General features: G+C 69.6%; 20 protein-coding genes and 1 other RNA gene. 7 read left to right on the top strand and 14 right to left on the bottom strand.

The window, feature by feature from the left end; genetic code table 11:
* Positions 1 to 154 precede the first annotated feature (154 nt).
* Complete coding sequence (locus AC5P09_RS11965) at positions 155 to 1,129, bottom strand: LysR family transcriptional regulator (protein ID WP_493873830.1); 975 nt, start codon at positions 1,127 to 1,129, stop codon at positions 155 to 157.
* Between the two features lie 117 nt (positions 1,130 to 1,246).
* On the opposite strand from AC5P09_RS11965, the gene AC5P09_RS11970 reads away from it, so the two are divergent.
* The 6 genes from AC5P09_RS11970 (at position 1,247) to AC5P09_RS11995 (ending at position 9,227) form a co-directional block, all read left to right on the top strand.
* A complete protein-coding gene (locus AC5P09_RS11970) occupies positions 1,247 to 2,695 on the top strand; it encodes an MFS transporter (protein ID WP_493873831.1) in 1,449 nt (482 codons plus the stop codon).
* A 172-nt stretch (positions 2,696 to 2,867) separates the two neighbouring features.
* Positions 2,868 to 4,172 carry an ABC transporter substrate-binding protein gene (locus AC5P09_RS11975; protein WP_493873832.1) on the top strand — a complete coding sequence of 435 codons (1,305 nt, stop codon included), beginning with the start codon at positions 2,868 to 2,870 and terminating at the stop codon, positions 4,170 to 4,172.
* On the top strand, positions 4,169 to 5,137 hold the full coding sequence (locus AC5P09_RS11980) for a carbohydrate ABC transporter permease (RefSeq protein ID WP_493873833.1): 969 nt from the start codon (positions 4,169 to 4,171) through the stop codon (positions 5,135 to 5,137). The genes AC5P09_RS11975 and AC5P09_RS11980 overlap by 4 nt, the downstream gene beginning before the upstream one ends.
* Positions 5,134 to 5,958, top strand: a complete 825-nt coding sequence (locus tag AC5P09_RS11985) for a carbohydrate ABC transporter permease (RefSeq protein WP_307675196.1) — start codon at positions 5,134 to 5,136, stop codon at positions 5,956 to 5,958. The genes AC5P09_RS11980 and AC5P09_RS11985 overlap by 4 nt, the downstream gene beginning before the upstream one ends.
* Before the next feature lie 12 nt (positions 5,959 to 5,970).
* Positions 5,971 to 8,220 carry an alpha-xylosidase gene (gene yicI / locus AC5P09_RS11990; protein WP_493873834.1) on the top strand — a complete coding sequence of 750 codons (2,250 nt, stop codon included), beginning with the start codon at positions 5,971 to 5,973 and terminating at the stop codon, positions 8,218 to 8,220.
* Positions 8,220 to 9,227, top strand: coding sequence for a LacI family DNA-binding transcriptional regulator (locus tag AC5P09_RS11995; RefSeq protein ID WP_493873835.1), 1,008 nt, complete (start codon positions 8,220 to 8,222; stop codon positions 9,225 to 9,227). Before yicI ends, AC5P09_RS11995 begins: the two co-directional genes overlap by 1 nt.
* A gap of 21 nt (positions 9,228 to 9,248) precedes the next feature.
* Here AC5P09_RS11995 and AC5P09_RS12000 read toward each other — a convergent pair whose 3' ends face one another.
* The 10 genes from AC5P09_RS12000 to ftsE form a co-directional block, all read right to left on the bottom strand.
* Positions 9,249 to 10,241, bottom strand: coding sequence for an extracellular catalytic domain type 1 short-chain-length polyhydroxyalkanoate depolymerase (locus tag AC5P09_RS12000; RefSeq protein WP_493873836.1), 993 nt, complete (start codon positions 10,239 to 10,241; stop codon positions 9,249 to 9,251).
* A gap of 588 nt (positions 10,242 to 10,829) precedes the next feature.
* Positions 10,830 to 11,552, bottom strand: coding sequence for a hypothetical protein (locus AC5P09_RS12005; RefSeq protein ID WP_493873837.1), 723 nt, complete (start codon positions 11,550 to 11,552; stop codon positions 10,830 to 10,832).
* Between the two features lie 96 nt (positions 11,553 to 11,648).
* Entirely contained in the window at positions 11,649 to 12,038 is a 390-nt protein-coding gene (locus AC5P09_RS12010) for a PIN domain-containing protein (protein ID WP_493873838.1), read from the bottom strand.
* The gene (locus AC5P09_RS12015; protein ID WP_493873839.1) at positions 12,035 to 12,319 is read right to left on the bottom strand and encodes a ribbon-helix-helix protein, CopG family; all 285 of its coding nucleotides are present in this window, start codon (positions 12,317 to 12,319) and stop codon (positions 12,035 to 12,037) included. The genes AC5P09_RS12010 and AC5P09_RS12015 overlap by 4 nt, the downstream gene beginning before the upstream one ends.
* A gap of 69 nt (positions 12,320 to 12,388) precedes the next feature.
* Complete coding sequence (locus AC5P09_RS12020; RefSeq protein WP_493873840.1) at positions 12,389 to 13,147, bottom strand: hypothetical protein; 759 nt, start codon at positions 13,145 to 13,147, stop codon at positions 12,389 to 12,391.
* Positions 13,148 to 13,443: 296 nt separating this feature from the next.
* Positions 13,444 to 13,830, bottom strand: a transfer-messenger RNA (tmRNA) gene (gene ssrA, locus AC5P09_RS12025).
* Positions 13,831 to 13,951: 121 nt separating this feature from the next.
* Positions 13,952 to 14,494 (bottom strand): SsrA-binding protein SmpB, encoded by a 543-nt coding sequence (gene smpB / locus AC5P09_RS12030; RefSeq protein ID WP_493873841.1) that lies wholly within the window; start codon positions 14,492 to 14,494, stop codon positions 13,952 to 13,954.
* Positions 14,495 to 14,547: 53 nt separating this feature from the next.
* Positions 14,548 to 15,720: a S41 family peptidase gene (locus tag AC5P09_RS12035; RefSeq protein WP_493873842.1), complete on the bottom strand. Its 1,173-nt coding sequence runs from the start codon at positions 15,718 to 15,720 to the stop codon at positions 14,548 to 14,550.
* Positions 15,721 to 15,787: 67 nt separating this feature from the next.
* On the bottom strand, positions 15,788 to 16,708 hold the full coding sequence (ftsX, locus tag AC5P09_RS12040) for a permease-like cell division protein FtsX (protein ID WP_307675201.1): 921 nt from the start codon (positions 16,706 to 16,708) through the stop codon (positions 15,788 to 15,790).
* A 34-nt stretch (positions 16,709 to 16,742) separates the two neighbouring features.
* A complete protein-coding gene (ftsE, locus tag AC5P09_RS12045) occupies positions 16,743 to 17,432 on the bottom strand; it encodes a cell division ATP-binding protein FtsE (RefSeq protein WP_266438802.1) in 690 nt (229 codons plus the stop codon).
* A 224-nt stretch (positions 17,433 to 17,656) separates the two neighbouring features.
* Between ftsE and AC5P09_RS12050 the strand changes: the two genes are divergently transcribed.
* Positions 17,657 to 17,848 (top strand): hypothetical protein, encoded by a 192-nt coding sequence (locus tag AC5P09_RS12050; protein ID WP_266438800.1) that lies wholly within the window; start codon positions 17,657 to 17,659, stop codon positions 17,846 to 17,848.
* A 135-nt stretch (positions 17,849 to 17,983) separates the two neighbouring features.
* Here the strand turns inward: AC5P09_RS12050 and AC5P09_RS12055 are convergent, their stop codons facing one another.
* From AC5P09_RS12055 to AC5P09_RS12065, 3 genes are all read right to left on the bottom strand, one after another.
* The gene (locus AC5P09_RS12055; protein ID WP_493873843.1) at positions 17,984 to 18,619 is read right to left on the bottom strand and encodes an LPXTG cell wall anchor domain-containing protein; all 636 of its coding nucleotides are present in this window, start codon (positions 18,617 to 18,619) and stop codon (positions 17,984 to 17,986) included.
* 302 nt (positions 18,620 to 18,921) lie between these two features.
* Positions 18,922 to 20,028: a peptide chain release factor 2 gene (prfB, locus tag AC5P09_RS12060; protein ID WP_493873844.1), complete on the bottom strand. Its 1,107-nt coding sequence runs from the start codon at positions 20,026 to 20,028 to the stop codon at positions 18,922 to 18,924.
* Between the two features lie 115 nt (positions 20,029 to 20,143).
* Positions 20,144 to 21,385: a serine/threonine-protein kinase gene (locus tag AC5P09_RS12065; RefSeq protein WP_493873845.1), complete on the bottom strand. Its 1,242-nt coding sequence runs from the start codon at positions 21,383 to 21,385 to the stop codon at positions 20,144 to 20,146.
* Between the last annotated feature and the right edge of the window lie 162 nt (positions 21,386 to 21,547).

Consider the following 21,547-nt stretch of genomic DNA (forward strand, 5'->3'; position numbering starts at 1 on the left):
CACGCACATCCCCCCAGGGACAGTTCCGGGTGCGCGCACGACCCAAGCACCCGTCGGCCGAACCGAGCCCCCACCCGGTCCGAGCGCCCCCCTTATCACACTGTGCTCAGACCACGAATGTAGCGCACAAGGAGGTTGTGTGTGTGCAGGGTGCTCAATTGTGGACACTCATCAGGTTCACGTCACTGGCTGGAACCCATCCCTCGGCAGGCCGCCGCAACCACTCCTCCTCGACCGAGAGTTCGAGCGCGGCCCGGCGCAGTGCATCAAATCCCGGGTGCACCAGCCCCTTTCGCCACACCAGCGACACGGGTGACAGCGGCACGGGGTCGACCAAGGGACGCCTGACCGTCGCGGGCATGGCCGGAAAATCCACTACGACGAGGATCGGGTTCCGCGTCTTCGCCATGATCCGCTGGAACTCCTCGTCCCCGACGGCCAGCGGAGCCGGCGACGCGACCTCGATACCGCGCCCCTCGAACAGCCGGCGCGCGAGGTCCGTCCACTCCGGCGTACGCGGGTTGCCCGCGCCCGCGTACACGCACTCCCCGGCGAGCGCGGCGAGCGGCACCGCCTCCAGTGCCGCCAGCGGGTGGTCCTCGGGCAGGACGACCGCCATGGGCTCGTAGCGCACGGGCTGGTGGTCGAGGCCGGACCGCAGCGCCGGGTCGAGGCCGGCGAACCGCCCGAAGGAGGCGTCGAGGCGGCCCGCGAGCAACTCCCCCGCGGCATAGGTCAGCCCGCTCTCGTAGCGGGCCATCAGCTCCAGCTCGGGGGCGAGTTCCCGGGCCCGGTGCAGGACGCGCCGGCCGGTGACCAGGCCGGGCGTGTTCAGGTCCACCAGCAGCGGCCTGGCCTGCCCGAAAGCGGCGAGCAGCTCGTCCTGCGCCTGGAGCGCACGGCGCGCGTACGGCACCAGCCGCTCGCCGTCGGCCGTCAGCGTCACCTGCCGGGTGGACCGTACGAACAGCTCGGCCCCGAGGTCCCGCTCCAGCCGCCGCACGTCCCGGCTGAGCGCCTGCTGGGCGACGTAGAGCCGGGCCGCGGCCCGCGTGAAGTGCAGCTCCTCGGCGACGGCGAGGAAGGCGCGCAGGAGACGGGGGTCGAGGTGGTGGCCGGGGGCGGGCATCCGGGGAACCTACAACGCGGGTGCGCGAATGGGTACGGAGTATTCACAACAGGAGTGCGTGGATCGGTACGGAGAAGGTGTTGGACCCCTTGATCCGATACGGGCCACGGTGGCCGCATGCCGCAACCGACCCCGAGAAGGCCCCCGTTGTACACGGTCACCGCCGACACCCTCGTCGCCGTCGACTTCAACCCCCGTACGGCCGGGGAACCCGGCCCCTACCGCCGTCTCTTCACCGTCCCCGGCACCCGCGCCTTCACCGCCGGCAACCTGCTGGCCCGCCTGCCCATGGGCATGTTCAGCGTGAGCGCGGTCGTCATGATCGCCGGTACCCGGGACTCGTACGCCCTGGCCGGCGCGGTCACCGCGACGGGCCTCGCGGCGACCGCGGTGGTCGCCCCGTGGACCGCGCGGCTCGTCGACCGGTACGGGCAGGCGCGGATCGCCGTACCCGCGACGCTGCTCGCGGCCCTCGGCTCGCTCACGCTGCTGCTGTGCGTACGGTACGACGCCCCCGCCTGGACCCTCTTCGCCTCCTACGCCGCCACCGCCACGACCCCCAACCTCGGCGGCATGTCCCGCGCCCGCTGGGCCCACCTGCTGAAGACCGAACCGGACGCCCTGCACACCGCGAACTCCTTCGAGCAGTCCATGGACGAACTCTGTTTCATGCTGGGCCCGGTGCTCGCGGCCTTCCTGTGCGGGACCTTCTTCCCGGAGGCGGGCACGCTGGTGGGCGTGGTGCTGCTGGTGACGGGCATGCTGCTGTTCGCCGCGCAGCGCTCCACCGAGCCGCCGGTCGCGGAGCGGTCCCCGGCTAGGCCCTGTCGTCACATTCCCGTCGTCCGCCCGAAGGGCGGGCCCCGCGGCGTCAGGTGCGTACGTGGGTCTGCGCCCGGTGCGGCGAGTGGGGGCCCCTCCCACGCCCTTGAGGCAGTGGGGGAGCGTGCATTGCGTCGCGGGGCAGGCGGGAATTTGACGACAGGGCCTAGGACCACGACCCTGTTCCGCGCCGCCGGCATGCCGCCGCTGCTCGCCGTGTGCCTGGCCATGGGCGTGGTGTTCGGGGCGATGGAGGTCGTCACGATCGCCTATGCGGACGCGCGGGGGCATCCCTCGGCGGCGGGCGCGGTGCTCGGTCTCCAGGCGGCCGGTTCGTGCGCGGCGGGCCTGCTGTACGGGGCGGTGCGGCCGGCCGGGTCCGCGGCGAGCCGCTACCCGTGGTGCATCGCCGCCATGACCACCCTGCTGACGCTGCCGCTGCTCGCCGTCACCCTGACCGGCTCGCTCCTCGTCCTGGCGGGCGCGCTGCTGGTCGCCGGGATGGCGACGGCCCCGACGATGGTCACCGGCATGACCCTGGTCCAGGAACGCACCCCTGAGGGCCGTGTCAACGAGGGCATGACCCTCGCGGTGACCGGTCTGCTCGGCGGGATAGCCGCCGGCAGCGCCCTCGGCGGCTGGCTGGCGGAACACGCCTCGGCCACGGCGGGGTTCGGGGTCCCGGTCACGGCGGCCGCGGTGGCACTGCTGATCATGCTCGCCCGCCCCGCCGAAGACGTCTGACGCGGACGGCTGGTCGAATCGCTTCAACGGTTCCCGTGCAACCCATTGACGCCTTCACAGCCGCCACATACGTTCCTCCGTCGAAGCGCTTCGACGTCACGCATCGAACCGTTCGACGGAACTTGCGTGACGCCCGGGACCCATCCGACTCCGACCTCCCTGGAGGCACTGGATGTTGACGGCACGAAGGCGAGTGACGGCCCTGGCCGCGGCGGCCATGGGCGGAGCCCTGCTCCTGACCGCCTGCGGCGGCTCGGACGGCGGCTCCGCCGACGGCAAGACCTTGAAGCTGTGGCACTACGAGGCCCCGAACAGCGCGATGGGCCAGGCCTGGACCGAGGCCATCAAGGAGTTCGAGGCCAAGCACCCGGGCGTGAAGGTGGAGTTCGAGGCCAAGGGCTTCGACCAGATGCAGAAGACCGCCCCGATGATCCTCAACTCCTCCGAGGCGCCCGACCTCATGGAGTACAACAAGGGCAACGCGACGGCCGGCCACCTCTCCCAGCAGGGCCTGCTCACCGATCTCAGCGCCGAGGCCACCGAGCGCGGCTGGGACAAGAAGCTCAGTGCGGGCGTGCGCACCACCAGCCTCTACGACGCCGAGGGCGTCATGGGCGCCGGCAAGTGGTACGGCGTGCCCAACTACGCCGAGTACACGATGGTCTTCTACAACAAGGACCTGTTCGCCAAGTACAGGATCCCCGAGCCGAAGACGTTCGACGAACTGACCGCCGCCATGGACACCTTCGTCGAGAACGCCGATAACAAGGTCACCCCGCTCGCCAACGCGGGCGCCGAATACCCCGCCCACCAGTACCTCTACCAGCTGGCCCTGTCGAAGGCCGACCGCGCCTGGGTCGACGCCTACGAGCTGTACAAGGGCAAGGTCGACTTCCACGACGCCGCTTGGACCTACGGGGCCGAGACCTTCGCCGACTGGGTGAAGAAGGGCTACATCAGCAAGGACTCCACCAGCGCGAAGGCGGAGGACGCCGGGGTCTCCTTCCTCCAGGGCAAGTCGCCGATCCTCTTCTCCGGCAGCTGGTGGTACGGCCGCTTCCAGGACGAGGCGACGTTCGACTGGGGCACCTTCCTGTGGCCCGACTCGAACCTCACCCTCGGCTCCGGCGGCAACCTGTGGGTGGTCCCCAAGGGCGCGAAGAACAAGGAGCTCGCCTACGACTTCATCGACATCACCATGTCGAAGAAGATCCAGAACCTGCTCGGCAACAAGGGCGGCGTCCCGGTCGCGGCGGACGCGAGCGCCATCACCGACCCGAAGTCCAAGACCCTCATCGACAACTTCAACACCCTCTCCGAGCGCGACGGCCTGGCCTTCTACCCCGACTGGCCGGTCTCCGGGTTCTACGACGTCCTCGTCTCCGAGACGCAGAAGCTGATGACGGGCAGCGCGAAACCGGACGACTACCTGGACGCACTGCAGGAGGCGTACGACAAGGACGCGCCGAAGCGATGACGGTCACCGTCGAACGCGGCGGGCGGGTGACCGGCAAGCACGACCCCACCGGGAACCCGCACCGCCGCCCCCGCGACTCGTACGCCCTGTTCCTGCTCCCCGGCGTCCTCGCCTTCCTCACGGTCATCGTCGTCCCGTTCCTGATGAACACGGGCGTGAGCTTCACCGACTGGGAGGGCGTGGGCTCCCCCGACTGGACCGGGCTCGCCAACTACCGCGAACTGCTGGACGACTCCGAGTTCTGGGCGTCCTTCCGGCACAGCCTGTTCATGGTCGTCGCGATGGCCGCCGTACCGACGGCGATCGGGCTGGTCCTGGCCGCCGCGCTGTTCGACTACGTCGGCAAGCACTTCGGCAGCAGGGTCGCGGCCGTCCTCCGCGCCTGCTTCTACCTCCCCCAGGTGCTGCCGATCGCGGTCGCGGGCATCGTCTGGAGCTGGATCCTCGCGCCCGAGAACGGCACCCTCAACGAGCTCCTCGCGGCCGTCGGCCTGTCGTCCTGGCAGCAGGACTGGCTCGGCGATCCCGACCTCGCGCTCTACAGCGTCATGGGCGTGATGGTCTGGGTCCAGATCGGCTTCCCGCTGGTCGTCTTCATGGCGGGCCTGCAACGCGTCGACCCCCAGCTGTACGAGGCGGCCGAACTGGACGGCGCCGGCTGGTGGCGCCGCTTCTGGCACATCACGCTGCCGCAGATCCGCCCGGAGACCTACGTCGTCCTCACCTGGTGCTCGATCGCCGCGCTCAAGGTGTTCGGCGCGGTGTACGTCCTCACGAAGGGCGGCCCGGGCGGCGCGACCAACGTGCCCTCCTACTTCTCCTTCACCACGTTCTTCGAGAAGACGCAGGTCGGCTACGGCGCCGCGATCTCCACCGTGCTCACGGTGATCATCCTCGCCCTCTCCCTGATCGGCCTGAAGCTCCAGACCCGCGCCGAGGACGAAGAGGAAGGGACCCGCGTATGACGACCGCGCTCCGCCGCTATCCGGTCCTCGTGGCCCTGTGCATCGCGGCCCTCTTCATGATCGTCCCGTTCGCGATCGTCGCCGTCAACGCGGTCAAGTCCCCCACCGAGTACGCCCAGAACGGCCCCCTCAGCCTCCCCGAGGGCCTCTACCTCGACGGCATCAAGGACTTCTGGGAGCGCGTGGACTTCGGCCAGAAGCTGGTCAACTCGGTGCTGATCAGCGGGGCGGTGGCCGTGCTGGCCGTGGTCCTCTCGGTGCTGAACGCCTACGCGATCGGCATCGGCCGCATCAAGGGCCGCACCTGGGTCCTCGCCTTCTTCGTCCTCGCGAACATGCTGCCGCAGGAGGCGCTGGTCTACCCGATCTACTACCTGAGCAAGGAGGCCGGCCTCTACGACACCAGGCTGAGCGTGATCATCGTGTTCACGGTGATCCAGGCGGCCTTCGGCACGTACCTGCTGTCCTCGGTGCTGAGCCGGTTCCCCCGCGAGATCATCGAGGCCGCCCGGATCGACGGGGCGAACAAGTGGCAGGTGCTGTGGCGGATCGTCGTCCCCGTCAGCCGGCCGACCATCGGCGTGCTGCTGGTCTTCTTCTTCATCTGGACCTGGAACGAGTTCCTGCTCCCCCTGGTCATGCTGATCTCCAACGACAACCAGACGGTGTCGGTGGCCCTCGGCGTCCTCCAGGGCCAGCGACTGATGGACGCCACGATGACCAACGCGGCCGCCCTCCTCGGCGTGCTGCCCGCCCTTGTCTTCTTCCTCGTCTTCCAGCGAACCCTCACCCGTGGCATCGCCGCGGGTGCCGTGAAGTAAGGAACCCCCCACATGAAGTTCACCGACGGCTACTGGCTGCTGCGCGAGGGCGTCACCGCGGCCTATCCGGTCGAGGTGCTCGACGTCACCGCGCAGGACGGCACGCTGGAGATCCACGCGCCGACCCAGCCCATCCGCCACCGCGGCGACCTGCTGAAGGGACCGGTCGTGACGATCAGCGCCCACGCGCCGATGCCGGACGTCATCGGCGTCACCTTCACCCACTTCAACGGCGAGCAGCCGCGCGGACCGGAGTTCGAGGTGGGGCGCCAGGAGGTCCCGCCGCAGGTGTCGTACGACGACGAGCACGCGACCCTGACCTCCGGCGCGCTGTCGGTCCGGGTGGCCCGCACCGGCCCCTGGCAGGTCGACTTCCTCGCCCACGGCCGCACCCTCACCTCCAGCTCCACCAAGGGCATGGGCATCATGCGGGACGCCTCGGGCGGGCACTACCTGCGCGAGCAGCTCAACCTCGGTGTGGGTACCTCGGTCTACGGCCTCGGCGAACGCTTCGGCCCCCTGGTGAAGAACGGCCAGGTCGTCGACATCTGGAACGCCGACGGCGGCACGGCGACCGAGCAGGCCTACAAGAACGTGCCCTTCTATCTGACGGACGCGGGCTACGGCGTCTTCGTCGACCACCCGGGCAAGGTGGCCTTCGAGGTCGGCTCGGAGATCGTCTCCCGGGTGCAGTTCAGCGCCGAGACCCAGCAGTTGACGTACTACGTCATCCACGGCCCGACCCCGAAGGACATCCTGCGCAAGTACACCGCCCTCACCGGCCGCCCGGCCCTCCCGCCCGCCTGGTCGTTCGGTCTGTGGCTGTCGACGTCCTTCACGACGTCCTACGACGAGGAGACCGTCACCTCCTTCATCGAGGGCATGCGAGAACGCGAACTCCCCCTGTCCGTCTTCCACTTCGACTGCTTCTGGATGCGCGAGTTCAACTGGTGCGACTTCCAGTGGGACCCGCGGGTGTTCCCGGACCCGGAGGGCATGCTGGCGCGGCTGCACGCGCGGGGCCTGCGGGTGTCCGCGTGGATCAACCCGTACATCGCCCAGCGCTCCCCGCTGTTCGCGGAGGGCAAGGCACTGGGGCACCTGTTGAAGCGGCCCGACGGCAGCGTCTGGCAGTGGGACCTGTGGCAGCCCGGCATGGCGCTGGTCGACTTCACCAGCCCGGCGGCCCGCGAGTGGTACGCCTCCAAGTTGGAGGGGCTGCTCGCCCAGGGCGTCGACTGCTTCAAGACCGACTTCGGCGAGCGGGTGCCCCTCGACGTGGCCTGGTCCGACGGCTCCGACCCGGAGCGGATGCACAACTACTACACGTACCTCTACAACCGCACGGTCTTCGACGTCCTGCGCAAGCACCGCGGCGAGGAGGAGGCGGTGGTCTTCGCACGGTCGGCGACAGCGGGCAGCCAGAAGTTCCCGGTCCACTGGGGCGGCGACTGCGAGGCGACGTACGAGTCGATGGCGGAATCGCTGCGCGGAGGCCTGTCCCTGGGGCTGTCCGGCTTCGGCTTCTGGAGCCACGACATCGGCGGCTTCGAGGGCACCCCCACCCCCGCGCTCTTCAAGCGCTGGCTGGCCTTCGGCCTCCTGTCCTCCCACAGCCGCCTGCACGGCAGCTCCTCCTACCGGGTCCCGTGGCTGTTCGACGAGGAATCGGTCGACGTGCTGCGGCACTTCACCCGGCTGAAGCTGCGGCTCATGCCGTACCTGTACGAGGCCGCGCGCACCGCCCACACCGAGGGCCTGCCGGTGATGCGGGCGATGGTCCTGGAGTTCCCGGACGACCCCGGGTGTGCGCATCTGGAACGGCAGTACATGCTCGGCCCGGACCTGCTGGTCGCGCCGGTGTTCAGCGACGAGGGGGAGGTGACGTACTACGTCCCCGAGGGCACCTGGACCCACTTCGTGACCGGCGAGACGGTGACCGGGCCGCGCTGGGTGCGCGAGACCCACGGGTTCTCGAGCGTGCCGCTCCTCGTGCGGCCCGGCGCGGTGATCCCGGTGGGCGCGGTGGCCGACCGGCCCGACTACGACCACGCCGACGGGGTCACGCTGCGGGCGTACGGCCTGGAGCGGGGCGACCAGATGACGGTACGGGTCGGGGACGTGACCTTCACCGTCGTACGCGAAGGGGATCTGCTGCGGGCGTCCTGCGGTGACCCGGTGGCGCCCTGGGGGCTGGCCGTCGGTGAGCGCGAGGTGCGGGCGCAGGCAGGGACCGGCTTCCTGACCGTGGAGTGGGCCTGATGGTGAAGATCACGGACGTGGCGCGGCACGCCGGGGTCTCCCCGAGCACGGTCTCGTACGCGCTCAGCGGCAAGCGCCCCATCTCCGACGACACGAAGCGCAGGGTGGAGGAGGCCATCCGCGAGCTGGGCTACCGGCCGCACGCGGGCGCGCGGGCGCTGGCCAGCAGCAAGTCGAACGTGCTGGCGCTGGTGGTGCCGTTACGGGCCGGCATCCACATACCAGTGGTCATGCAGTTCGCGGTGTCGGTCGTCACCACGGCCCGGCGGTACGACCATGACGTCCTGCTGCTCACCCAGGAGGAGGGCGAGGAGGGCCTGCGCCGGGTCGCCGACACGGCGTTGGTGGACGCGCTGATCCTGATGGACGTCCAGCTCCAGGACCCACGTCTGCCGGTGCTGCGGGTGCTGGAGCGGCCCTCGGTGATGATCGGCTTCCCGGCCTCCTCCGAGGGCCTGACCTGCATCGACCTCGACTTCAAGGCGGCCGGCGAGGTGTGCGTGGAGCATCTGGCCGGGCTCGGGCACCGGGCGGTGGCCCTGGTCGGGTCGCCGCCGGAGGTGTACGTCCGGCAGACCGCGTTCGCCCAGCGCGTGGTCCAGGGTTTCACGGCCGCCGCCGACCGGCACGGGCTCGCCTCCTCCGTCCACCCCTGCGAGGCCGCGTCCGGCGCCGCCCGCAAGGTCGCCGAGCAACTGCTGCGCGAACAGCCCGCGCTGACGGGGGTCGTCGTCCACAACGAGCCCTTGCTGGAGCCCCTGATCGACGCCTTCGAGCAGCTCGGGCTGCGCGTGCCCGGCGACCTGTCCGTCACCGCCATCTGCCCGGACGAACTCGCCGAGTCCGTCCGGGTCCCGGTGACCTCCGTCGCCCTGCCGTCCGCCGACATCGGCACCCGGGCGGTGGAGCTGCTGATGCGCAAGCTGGACGGCACGGACGTACCGGAGGCGACGCTGCTGGCGCCGCGGCTGACGGAACGGGCGAGCACGGCGCCGCGCAACGCCTGACGCGCGGCGCCCGCGCCTGGTTCAGCCGAGCCCCCAGGCCCGTCCGAGCCGGTGGGCGGCACACAGGTTCACGTCGAGGACGTACGCCCCGGCGGTCCCGCACTGCTCGCTCCCGCTGCCGGGATCGACGGGCTGCCCGTGCCCCATGCCGGTGACGCTGTAGGTCTCCACGACGGCCTTCCCGCCCGCGTCCCGGAAGACCTGGTGGGGATATCCGGCCACGGCGTCACTGACATCGGCGGTCTGGTCCGCCCCGTGGACGTTGGTCCACTGCTTCATCAGGTCCGTCATGTTGACGGGCTTCACGGTGTAGTCGGCCGCGCCCTGGAAGGCGATCAGCGTGGGCCAGGGCCCGGTGTACCCGGGCCGCGCGGCCCGCACCCGGTCGCCCCACTGCTGCGGGGTCTGGGTGGCTCCGACGTACATGCAGACGTACGGCGACCCGGCGGCCTGCGCGCACCCGTACGGCAGCCCGGCGACGATCCCGCCGCCGGCGAACTTCTCCGGGTACGCCGCCATCATCACGGCGGTCATGCCGCCCCCGGCGGACAGCCCGGTGACGTAGACGCGCGAGGCGTCGCCGGTGACGTCGGCGAGCTGCCGGTCGACCATCTGGGCGATCGACGCGGCCTCGCCCTGCCCGCGCTGCATGTCCCCGCTCTGGAACCAGTCGAAGCAGCTCGACGCGTTGTTGGCGGCCTGCTGCTGCGGCAGTACGACGGAGAAGCCCCAGCGGTCGGCGAGCTGGAGCCATCCGCTGCCGGTGCCGTAGCCGGAGGCGTTCTGCGTGCATCCGTGCAGCGCGACGACGACGGGCCGGCCGGCCGGCAGCCCGTCGGGAACGTACCGGAACATGCGCAGGGCACCGGGGTTGGTCCCGAACCCGGTGACCTCCTGGAGGGAGGCGGCCTCGGCCCGGCCCGGGGTGAGGAAGGCGGCGAGGAGGGCGACCAGGAGGGTGGCGAGGAGTAGGGGGCGGCGTGCGGCTCTGGTGTGTGGCCTGGTGGGTTTCATGCAGACGGACCGTAGAAGGGTGAACGACCCCTCGATATGGGGCGGCACACCACAACGGGCGGGGCACGCATGGGGGCCGTACTCGGTGAGTGCGGGCCCCTTCTGTGCGTTGCTTCGTGCGTTCCGTGGCCGGAGCCGCTAGGGAGCAGTGTCGTCGATCCCGTCCGGCTGCCCGGCGACGGTGGTCAGCACGGCGAGCGCGAGTACCGACGGAACAAGTCGCGAGAGGTGTCGTGTTTTTCGCTTGGTGTCCGAAGACGTGGAGGCGCCGCGAGGCGGTCAGGAATCCGTACGGCAGGAGCAGTCCGTACGTTGCGAAGGCGTCAGGCGGGCCACAGAGCGTACGAGCTCGGTCGGGCGTGCCCGGGCGGCCGAACTTGCGGCATGACGATGAACCCTCCCCGTAGCGACGGTGTCCCCCCGGTCGCTGTTGACGTGCGCGGCCAGTGGAGTGGTCAGCTCCGCCTACGCGCGACCGAACGGTAACCAATCTGTGCGTCTCATGTGAAGGGAGTTTCAAGCGTTTCGGAAACGTACTGAAGTTGACCGCCTGCCCGGACCACTGGCCAGGCCAGGCCGGCCTCGTGGTCACCCCTCCGAGACCGCCTCTTGAGGCGCGGCCTGCCGCTCCAACCGCCAGCGTCGCCACGCGAGCACAAAGCCAACTCCCGCCATCAGCGCGGGAACGGCCAACTCCACCGCCAGTGAGGCCACCCAGTCAGGGTTCATCCGCCGCGTCAGGCCGCTGGCGTACTGACAGGTCGCCTGAGGTGGAAAGAAGCTGCGATCCAGCGTCTTCGGCGCATAGGCTCCCCAGTCCGCTCCCGCGGAGCAGACCGACGACGGTCCCCTGAACAGCCTCCACCCGGCCAGCGCGTAGAACATGAGGAACACCGACCCGGTCACGAAGAACGCCGCCCCCGTGCGGCACAGCTTCGCGGTCCTGGACATCGGCACCACCAGATCGCTGCCGAGTCGCGGTTCGAACCATTCCGCGATCAGCGCCACGAACAGGCAGATGATCAGGACCAGAAGACTGAGCCAGAGCAGCGCGCCGAGCACTCCCCGCCCCCCGATCGAGGCGACCTCTCCATTCTGGAACTCGCAGACGGTGGCCGGCGGAAAGGCCTGGTCGCGCACCTTCACCAGTCGGCCCGGCCCCCGAATCAGCCCATGCATGCACCGCTCGTCAAACTCCATCATCCCGAACGAAGCCAGCGCCGAGCCCACCATCACAGCACCGAACGAGATCCCCACCGCGGCCCATAAGCCGCCCGTCCGGTAGCCGCCATACATACTCGCGTTCGACATTCGCGCACAGTAACCGACCGAAAGGCAGTGCCTTACGGCCGTGCCTTACACGATCGGCAAACAGGCGAGTACGGCACCATGAGCTCCGCACGGCGGTCAGTGCTGTGCAGGGACCACCGGAAGCAAGGGAACTCCAAGTCCTCGGTAGGCGGCAGCCTCCGTCGTGGCCACCTCCCAGCCGGTCGTCATACTGACGGCTGCGGCATGCAGGACCGGCCACCCCTGCTCGGGAAAGAACGAGGCGGCGATCCGCCCCATGGCATCGGCGACGATACGGTCGGCCGACGCGACCTCGACCGCGGGGAGCTGTGCCAGGTGGGTCGCGATGCCAGGTCGCCTTCTCGTCGCCTCGGCCAGACAGAGGGCGGGGACGATCACCGCGTAGAGGGGGTCCTCGTGTGCCGCCACGACGTACCCGGACAGGATGCGGTGCCCCTTCCCCAGGGCGAGCAGCGCGTGATGGTCCAGGATGACGCCATCGCTCACGCCGCCGCGCCCTTGCGGCGGGCGTCGGTACGGGCCTTGTTCGCGGCCAGCATGCCGCGCGCCTCGACCATCTCTTCGTCCGTCAGGGCCTGCCCGTGCAGCAGGTTCTCCTCGATGTACTGGCGTGCCTGCTCAGCACGACGCTGCCGCTCGACACGGCTGCGCATGGTCTCGTTGATCAGCGCGGAGAGGGAGGTGGCCTCGCCCGCCTCGACGAGCCGCTGGAGTTCTTCGAGTACGTCGGGGTCGATGGTGACCGAAATCGGCTTCTTGGCTGCCACGATATGAGGGTATCGCATGACCATGTGAGGTAGTCCTATGCTGCTGCGGACGATAGATGGGTATCCGAATCAGACGCGCTGGGGCGACCGCATCGAGGCGCGTACCTCGGCGACCCGGGCGTGCACCGTGGCGAGCCGCATCCGACCGGGCTCCGGGGGTAGGCATCCGCCCCCTTCGCGGCAGCCACGGCAGAGACCATCGGGCAGGGCTTCCGGGCGGCCGGGTACGCCGCAGTCCGTGCACTCCATGAGGGTGCGGGGTTCGCGCGGCTCTGCCGTGGACCGCTGCTCGGGAGGCAACTTGTCGACGAGTCTGCGCCGGACGAAGGCGCCGGGTGAGTACACGTGATCGGGCAGGGCGGCGACGAGGACCCGCGTCAGGTGATCGGGGGTCGTCCCGCGGGTCAGCCACTCCGCGGCCAACTGCTCCAAGGCTGCGCAGTCGGCGGAGGACAGGGCCAGACGCGGTTCGTGAAGGCCGAGTCGGGCGAGGGTGGTGTAGGCGGCAGAAGGGCGGGGGCAGTCATGTGACTGCGGAGGCTCACCCTGGGCGGATACGTCTTCACCGTCGGCGGTCCCGGGCAACTCAGCGGCCGGCCGGGCCATCACCGCACTCGCGTCACCTTCGACGAACCGGGCCCACCATTCGCTGTCCCGTGCGGTACGCGACCAGTACGTGTGGAAGACCCACCGCGTGCCGGTGCCGGTGCCGGGCTGCTCGGTCGGCTCGACGCGACGGCGTACGCGACGCAGATGCCCGAACCTGCCGAGCTCGCTGAACGCGGTGCGGCACTCGCAGCCGCCATCTCGGACGGCAAGATCGGCCATCTCCAGCACTGGCTCACGTACTGGCACGCGCAGGTCGAGATCGAACGCCGCCCCGATCTGTCTGCCCCTACCGCACCGCGCTCGCTGCCGTACACGGCACGGACAGCAAGGATGCCCCCGCCTTCCGCTCCGGCATGCACGAACTGACCGCGGTCGAAGCGGAGGCCCGGCGGGCGGTGACCGCGTGACCTTCCTGTGACCCGCACACCTCGGCCTCGCAGCCCGCATGACAAAGGCCCCGCCGCTCGGAAGCGACGGGGCCTGTGCCCACATGGGGTACCCGCTCAGGCGCGGGCGAGTGGAGATGGCGGGAATCGAACCCGCGTCCAACGGTGCAGAATCAGGGCTTCTCCGTGTGCAGTTCGCTGCGATTTTCTCGGCCCCGGCGATCACGCGAACAAGTCGCCGACGGGCCCAGTCACTGTTTGATTTCCCATCGAACCCCGTGACCGGGCTCGATGGTTTAGTTCCCTAGATTATGCCAGGGTCCGGGTCGGGAACATCCCCGGTCTGACACCCGTAAGGGCCTTCACTCACTGCTTATTAGGCAGCGAGGGCGAAGGCGCGGGAATCGCTCTTGGAATTGGCGATTATTGGTTGCGACATATGGTTAACGAGATCATTGCCGCTTCCTCGACACGCTTCCCCTGCTTCGACAGCCGCTGTCGAAACCGATCATCCCCATGTTGTTTTTTCAATCCCCTCCGGAGAACCGGAGAGGGACGCGCACCCGCTGTGGGGTGCAGTTGCCATCGTACGTGACCAACGCACGCCGATGCCACCGTATTCCCGGCGGCCGAGCTCCTACTCGCCCCGCTGCTTCCGCTTCGCCGCCGCGATCGCGCGGTCCGACTCCCGCCGGTCCTGCTTCTCCCGCAGCGTCTGGCGCTTGTCGTACTCCTTCTTGCCTCGCGCGAGGGCGATCTCGGCCTTCGCCCGGCCGTCCTTGAAGTACAGGGCGAGGGGCACGATCGTGTGACCCGTCTCCTGGGCCTTGGACTCCAGCTTGTCGATCTCCTCGCGGTGCAGGAGCAGCTTGCGCTTGCGGCGCACGGAGTGGTTGGTCCAGGTGCCCTGGCTGTACTCCGGGATGTGGGCGTTGTGCAGCCACGCCTCGTTCCCGTCGATCTGGACGAAGCCGTCGGTCAGCGAGGCCCGGCCCTGGCGCAGCGACTTCACCTCGGTGCCGCTGAGCACCAGCCCGGCCTCGTAGACGTCGACGATCGCGTAGTCGTGCCGTGCCTTCTTGTTCTGGGCGACGATCTTGCGCTTGCCGTCCTTGGCCTTCGCGGGCCCTGAGCCCTGCTTGGGCTGGGACTCCTTCGGTACGTACATTCCCTTGCTCATAGTGCTGCCCATTTTCGCACTACGGAGGGGGTCTGCGGGAAGCCGATTAACGGCTACCGCCCCAGGCCGCTCAGGACGGTCTCCGCGCGCTCCAGCACCTGCCGGTCCGCTTCCAGGTCCGGCGTGATGCCGGCGCCGTCCACGCCGCGGCCGGACGGGGTGCGGTAGTGCCCGACGGTCAGCTCGGCGACGGACCCGTCGGGCAGCCGGCTCGGCATCTGGACCGAGCCCTTGCCGAAGGTGCGGGAGCCCACGACGACCGCGCGGCCGCGGTCCTGCAGGGCCCCGGTGAGCAGTTCGGCCGCGCTCATCGTGCCGCCGTCGACCAGCGCGACCAGGGGTCTGGTGGTGTCGCCGCCGGCCTCGGCGTGCAGGGCGCGCTGCTCGCCGTCGACGTCGTAGGTGGCGACGAGGCCGCCGTCGAGGAAGGCGGAGGCGGCGGTGACGGCCTCGGCGACCAGGCCGCCGGAGTTGCCGCGCAGGTCGAGGACGATGCCGGCGCCCGCCGGGGCCTGCCGTACGGCGCTGCGGACCCGCTCGCCGACGCCCTTGGTGAAGGCGGCGATCCTGATGACGGTGATGCCGCCGGCCAGTGTGCGTTCGGTCACGTCGTCCGTCGAGAGGCGGGCCCGGCGCAGAGTGACGTTCCACGCGCGCGTGCCGCGTTCCAGGCCGAGGCGGACGGTCGTACCGGCGGCCGCGTCCGTGGCGTCGCCGCGCAGTAAGGAGACGACCTCGGTGACGGGCCGCCCGTCGACCTTCGCGCCGTCGACGCTGCGCAGCCGGTCGCCCTTGTGGATCCCTGCGGCGGCCGCGGGCGACCCGGAGGCCACCCGGGTCACCTCGACACGGCCGTCCCGGTCGCTCCGCGCCCACAGGCCGACGCCGGTGTACCGGCCGTCGAGGGCCTCCTCGAACTCCTCGTACTCGCCCTCGGAGTAGACGGCGCCCCAGCGGTCCCCGCTGCGGCTGACCGCACGTTCCGCGGCCTCCACGGGGGACTGGCCGTCGGCCATGGCCTCCTCGGCGGCCTTGGCCACGTCCTCGTGGCGGCTCGCCGAGGCGGCCGAGATCGTCGGGTCGGAGGGGGATTTCCGGTCGCGGCCGTCGGCCTCCGGGAAGGATCCGGTCGCGGCGCCGGCGACGAGGACGCTCGTGAAGACCAATGTCAGGGCGGCCCCGCGGCGGATGCGGCGGGGCTGGCAGAACAGGTCTCGGCCTGACATGCGGGTGAGTCTAGGACAACGCGAAGGGCCGCACGGCCGGTTGACCGTACGGCCCTCTTGGCATGCGTCACACCTTCAGGTACTTGCGCAACGCGAAGAACGCGGCAAGCGCGGGCATCAGCAGACTCGTCGCCAGGATGAGCGGCAGCTTCGTCAGGACGGCGTCCCAGCCGATGAAGTTGATCAGGTTCAGCTTCTCGGAGAGGGCGAGGCCGTGGTCGATGAGGAAGTACCTCGCGATCACCAGGAACCCGCACGCGACCGTGCCGCCGATGAGTCCGGCGACCGCGGCCTCCATGATGAACGGCGCCTGGATGTAGAAGCCCGAGGCGCCGACCAGGCGCATGATCCCGGTCTCGCGCCGCCGGCTGAAGGCCGAGACGCGCACCGTGTTGACGATCAGCATCAGCGCGACGACCAGCATCAGGGCCATCACCGCGCGCGCGGCCCAGTTCATGCCGTTCAGCAGCCCGAAGAGGTTGTCGAGGATCCCCTTCTGGTCCTGCACCGACTGCACGCCGTCCCGGCCGTCGAAGGCGGTGGCGATGACCTGGTACTTCTCCGGGTCCTTCAGCTTGATCCGGTACGACTCCTGCATCTGGTCCGGCGTGAGGGAGCTGGCCAGCGGGGAGTCGCCGAACTGCTCCTTGTAGTGCTTGTAGGCCGCGTCCTGCGACTCGTAGGTCACCTTCTGCACGACGGACGTCATCTTGTCCAGGTCGGCGAGGATGGCCTTCTTCTGGTCCTCGGTGACCGCGCCCTTGGCGCAGTTCGGGTCGGACTCGGCGTCGCTCTTGTTGCAGAGGAAGACCGAGACGTTGACCTTGTCGTACCAGTAGCCCTTCATGGTGTTGACCTGGTCGCTCATCAGGAGCGACCCGCCGAACAGGGCGAGTGACAGGGCGACGGAGACGATCACCGCGAAGGTCATCGTCAGGTTGCGGCGGAGACCGACACCGATCTCGGACAGTACGAACTGGGCGCGCATGGCGTCTGGTTATGCCTTTCCGTGGACGTGGCGGTCAGTGCTGGTAGCCGTAGACGCCGCGTGCCTGGTCACGGACGAGGCGGCCCTTCTCCAGCTCGATGACGCGCTTGCGCATCTGGTCCACGATGTTCTGGTCGTGCGTCGCCATCACCACGGTCGTCCCCGTCCGGTTGATCCGGTCGAGCAGCTTCATGATGCCGACGGAGGTCTGCGGGTCGAGGTTGCCGGTGGGCTCGTCGGCGATGAGCAGCTTGGGGCGGTTGACGAAGGCTCTCGCGATGGCCACGCGCTGCTGCTCACCACCGGACAGCTCGCCGGGCATCCGGTCCTCCTTGCCGCCGAGCCCGACGAGGTCGAGCACCTGCGGCACGGACTTGCGGATCTCGCCCTTCGACTTGCCGATGACCTCCTGTGCGAAGGCCACGTTCTCGGCGACCGTCTTGTTGGGCAGCAGCCGGAAGTCCTGGAACACGGTCCCCAACTGGCGCCGCATCTGCGGCACCTTCCAGTTGGAGAGGCGCGCGAGGTCCTTGCCCAGAACGTGCACCTGACCGTGGCTGCACCGCTCCTCGCGGAGGACCAGCCGCAGGAAGGTGGACTTTCCGGAGCCGGAGGACCCCACGAGGAACACGAACTCGCCCTTCTCCACTTCCAGGGAGACATCCCTGAGTGCGGGGCGGGTCTGCTTGGGGTAGACCTTGGATACGTTGTCGAATCGGATCACGGATGCACCACGGGTCGCCGGGGGTAGATGAGCGTGACCATACGCGAACCGGGTAGGCGAGCGCAGGCACCGGTTGCGGTTGCGTGACAGATGTGTGTTTTGTGCCTGCCCCGGCCTCATGGGACCCCGCGCTGAATTCCGGGGAACCTGGCACAGTGGAGGGGGGAACGTTCGCGTCCCCTCAGGCGTTGTGTACATGGAACCGGTGCAAGGAGGGCGAGCGCATGACGTACGACCGGCTGGTGTGCGCGAACTGCGCGGCGCCCGTGAGCGAGGGCCGGTGCCATGTGTGCCGCGCGAGCCGCGAGCGGCTGCAGCAGGAGAACCTGTTCGCGGGTCTCAACCCCATGGCACTGATCACATTGCTCGCTGTACTGATCGCGGCGGTCGCGCTCCTGGCGCACCAGACCGCGTAGGACGCGATCCGAGAGCGTACGTCCCGTACGGGAGTCCGGGACGGACGTACGGACATACGAAGGGCCCGGAGCGGTTACCCGCTCCGGGCCCTTCACCGTACGGCCTGCGTACGGTCCGTAAGTAGACGGCTACCGTCAGGCGGCCGCGCCACCCCGGCCGCCCATGAGGCGCGGCAGGATGCGGAAGCCGACGCCGCCGGCGATCATCGTGGCGGCACCGATCACCAGGAAGGTGGTCTGCGCGGCACCGGTGTCGGCGAGCTCCTCACCGCTGCCCTGGGCCGACGTGTCGGCCGGGGTGTCCGTGCCGGTGTCGGTGAGGGACGAGGAGCCCTCCTCCTGGGCGGAGTCGCCGGAACCGCCGTCGGGGTCGGTGTTGCTGTTGCCCCCGCCGTTTCCGTTGCCGTTGCCGTTCCCATTGCCGTTGCCGTTCCCGTTGCCGTTGCCGTTTCCGTTGCCGTTTCCGTTCCCGTTGCCCGGGTCGGTCGGGTCCTCGGTGGGCTCGGTGGGCTCGTCCGTGGGCTCGGTCGGCTCGTCGGTGGGGTCGGCCGTCGGGACGTCCGTGGGAGGAACGTCCGTCGGCAGGTCCGTCGGGATGTCGGTCGGGACCGGCGGCGTCGGAGTCGGCGACTCGTCGGCGCACAGGACACCCAGGATGCAGTCGTCCGTCTCCGCGGCGGATGCGGCACCGGCTGCGGTCAGCGAGGCGCCGGCGGCGATCACGGCACCGGCGGCGACCCGCGCGATCCGGATGCGCGTCTTCTTGGTCATCTGGTTGCTACCCCCAGTAGCTCATCGTCAGTGAGGCGGCGCCCGGGGCCGTGATCAACGGAGGAGGTAGCTGCACGTAGGCCCCCCGGTTCACATGCGCCCCAGAGATACGCATGCCGCGCGTTACCCTTCCCATTTTTCAAAGCAACGTCAAGGCCGTTGCGCGCGCAATGTCCAACTAAGCGATCTTTGCCGGACAATGAAGCGTGTGAGTGTGATGTAAAACCTAGACATCAGGCACACATTCGGTCACGCAAAAGGCAACTGCCGCCAGCGAGGCGACAGTTGCCTTGTCGACAAACTTACTTCTCCTGCTGCTTGCGCCAGCGAATTCCGGCCTCCAGGAACCCGTCGATCTCGCCGTTGAACACGGCCTCCGGGTTGCCGACCTCGTAATCGGTGCGCAGGTCCTTGACCATCTGGTACGGGTGCAGCACGTACGAACGCATCTGGTTGCCCCAGGAGTTGCCGCCGTCGCCCTTGAGGGCGTTCATCTTGGCCTGCTCCTCCTGGCGGCGCCGCTCGAGGAGCTTGGCCTGGAGCACGTTCATCGCGGTCGCCTTGTTCTGGATCTGCGACCGCTCGTTCTGACAGGAGACGACGATGCCGGTGGGGAGGTGGGTGAGCCGCACCGCGGAGTCGGTGGTGTTGACGCCCTGGCCGCCCGGCCCGGACGACCGGTACACGTCCACCCGCAGTTCGGACTCGTCGATCTCGATGTGGTCGGTCTGCTCGACCACGGGCAGGATCTCGACGCCCGCGAAGGAGGTCTGGCGGCGCCCCTGGTTGTCGAAGGGCGAGATCCGCACGAGCCGGTGGGTGCCCTGCTCGACGGAGAGGGTGCCGTAGGCGTACGGAATCTGCACGGCGAAGGTGGTCGACTTGATGCCGGCCTCTTCGGCGTACGACGTCTCGTAGACCTCGGTCTTGTAGCCGTGCTGCTCAGCCCAGCGCAGGTACATCCGCTGGAGCTTCTCGGCGAAGTCGGCGGCGTCGACGCCACCGGCCTCGGCGCGGATGTTGACGAGCGCCTCGCGCACGTCGTACTCACCGCTGAGGAGCGTGCGGACCTCCATCTCGTCCAGCGCCTTCTTGACGGCGACGAGCTCGGCCTCGGCCTCGGCCTTGGTGTCCGGGTCGTCCTCCTCCTCGGCCATCTCGAACAGCACGGAGAGATCGTCGATCCGCCCGCGCAGCGTCTCCGCCTTCCTGACCTCGGCCTGGAGGTGGGAGAGCTTGCTGGTGACCTTCTGCGCCTCGTCCGGGTTGTCCCACAGGGACGGCGCGGCCGCCTGCTCCTCGAGCACGGCGATTTCTGCCCTCAGCCTGTCGAGGTCCAGAACGGCCTCGATCGACTCCATGGTCGAGGAGAGGGACTTGAGCTCTTCGGATACATCGACGACTGCCACGCCTCCAGCCTAACGGCTCCGCCAAGCGGGGAGAGCCGGTGCGTGCGCGGGCACAGGCCGGGGGTTCAGGGGGCGGAGCCCCCTGGTGGGGTTGAAGGGGCGAAGCCCCTGGCGGTCACGGTGTCGCCGGTGACGAGTTCTTCGTGTCCTGGGGGGTGCCGGGGTCGTCGCCCGAGGTGGCCGCCCAGGTGCCGACGCCGGCCGCGGCGACCAGGAGCACCGCGGCCGCGCCCAGTACGACACGCCGGCGGCGCGTGGCCGCACGGTGCCGGGCGGAACCGGGGCGGGGAGCGCCGGCGGCCCGGGGCGCACGGGCGGTGCCCCTCGCACCCCCGGCCAGCTCGTCCGGCGCCGGCACCCTCATCGACGTATGTGTGTCCCGGTTGGAGTCGGCCGGCTTCGCGCCCGGTACCAGCGGCACCGCACCCCGCCGCCGTACCGGCGCCGAGGACACCGGCTCGTCCTGAGGCGGGCCCTCGTCCGCGTCCTCCTCGGACTCGGTGTCCGGCTCGTCCACGTCCAGCGGCGGCATGCCCGCCAGCATCGGCAGCAGCTCCCGCAGCCGCGCGCCCAGCTCGGAGGCGCGCAGCCGGGAGGCCGGTGCCTTGGCCAGGCACTGCACCATCAGCTGCCAGAGCTCGTCCGGGATGCCGGGGAGGGGGACGACCGTCTCCGTGACGTGGCGGCGCAGCACCGCACCGGGATGTCCCCCGCCGAACGGCGTGAAGCCCGCCAGGAGCTCGTACAGGACCGTCGCCAGCGCGTAGATGTCCACCGAAGCCCGGGGCGGCAGGCCCTCCACGATCTCCGGTGCCAGGTAGTCCGGGGTGCCGATGATCTTCGTGGCCCGGGTCCGCCGCGGTGAGTCGATCAGCTTGGCCACGCCGAAGTCGGTCAGCAGCGCCGGATGCGACCCACCGGGGCCCAGCGGGCCCTGCATGTCCAGGAGCACGTTCTCCGGCTTGACGTCACGGTGGACGACCCCGGCCGCGTGCGCCGCCGCCAGCCCGTCGGCGATGTCCGCGACGATCGCGACGGCCGCCTCGGGCGCGAGCCGCTTCTCCCGGTCGAGCCGGGTGCGCAGGTCGGTCCCCCGGACGAGGTCCATGACCAGCGCGAGGTCGTTGCCGTCGACGACCAGGTCGCGCACGGAGACCACGTTCGGGTGATCCAGGCCGAGCAGGGCCGTGCGCTCCTGCACGAAGCGTCCGACGAGCTCCTGGTCGGACGCGAGGTCCTCGCGCAGCAGCTTGACGGCGACGGGTCCCTCGGGCCCCTCGCCCAGCCACACCGTGCCGGCGCTGCCCCGCCCCAGGATCTGGTGGGCGGTGTACCGGCTGCCGATCTTCCGTGCCAAGGCTGCTCCTACTGACGCGTGTTGCCGACAAAGCTACGCGCCGCAAGAGCCAACCTTCACCGCGGAGACGGAAATCACCCGCTGGGTGTCGACAAATCCCCAGAGTCGCCCGGATCTCGGGGATCTCAGGGGAGCTCAGGGAATCTCAGGGCTTTCGGGGCC

This window comes from Streptomyces sp. a15 (assembly GCF_059026085.1).

What these genes read in the sequence shown, in the direction of transcription:
- AC5P09_RS11965 (WP_493873830.1), bottom strand. Translation starts at nt 1,129, where the DNA reads ATGCCCGCCCCCGGCCACCACCTCGACCCCCGTCTCCTGCGCGCCTTC.
- AC5P09_RS11970 (WP_493873831.1), top strand. Translation starts at nt 1,247, where the DNA reads ATGCCGCAACCGACCCCGAGAAGGCCCCCGTTGTACACGGTCACCGCC.
- AC5P09_RS11975 (WP_493873832.1), top strand. Translation starts at nt 2,868, where the DNA reads ATGTTGACGGCACGAAGGCGAGTGACGGCCCTGGCCGCGGCGGCCATG.
- AC5P09_RS11980 (WP_493873833.1), top strand. Translation starts at nt 4,169, where the DNA reads ATGACGGTCACCGTCGAACGCGGCGGGCGGGTGACCGGCAAGCACGAC.
- AC5P09_RS11985 (WP_307675196.1), top strand. Translation starts at nt 5,134, where the DNA reads ATGACGACCGCGCTCCGCCGCTATCCGGTCCTCGTGGCCCTGTGCATC.
- yicI (WP_493873834.1), top strand. Translation starts at nt 5,971, where the DNA reads ATGAAGTTCACCGACGGCTACTGGCTGCTGCGCGAGGGCGTCACCGCG.
- AC5P09_RS11995 (WP_493873835.1), top strand. Translation starts at nt 8,220, where the DNA reads ATGGTGAAGATCACGGACGTGGCGCGGCACGCCGGGGTCTCCCCGAGC.
- AC5P09_RS12000 (WP_493873836.1), bottom strand. Translation starts at nt 10,241, where the DNA reads ATGAAACCCACCAGGCCACACACCAGAGCCGCACGCCGCCCCCTACTC.
- AC5P09_RS12005 (WP_493873837.1), bottom strand. Translation starts at nt 11,552, where the DNA reads ATGTCGAACGCGAGTATGTATGGCGGCTACCGGACGGGCGGCTTATGG.
- AC5P09_RS12020 (WP_493873840.1), bottom strand. Translation starts at nt 13,147, where the DNA reads ATGGCCGATCTTGCCGTCCGAGATGGCGGCTGCGAGTGCCGCACCGCG.
- smpB (WP_493873841.1), bottom strand. Translation starts at nt 14,494, where the DNA reads ATGAGCAAGGGAATGTACGTACCGAAGGAGTCCCAGCCCAAGCAGGGC.
- AC5P09_RS12035 (WP_493873842.1), bottom strand. Translation starts at nt 15,720, where the DNA reads ATGTCAGGCCGAGACCTGTTCTGCCAGCCCCGCCGCATCCGCCGCGGG.
- ftsX (WP_307675201.1), bottom strand. Translation starts at nt 16,708, where the DNA reads ATGCGCGCCCAGTTCGTACTGTCCGAGATCGGTGTCGGTCTCCGCCGC.
- AC5P09_RS12050 (WP_266438800.1), top strand. Translation starts at nt 17,657, where the DNA reads ATGACGTACGACCGGCTGGTGTGCGCGAACTGCGCGGCGCCCGTGAGC.
- AC5P09_RS12055 (WP_493873843.1), bottom strand. Translation starts at nt 18,619, where the DNA reads ATGACCAAGAAGACGCGCATCCGGATCGCGCGGGTCGCCGCCGGTGCC.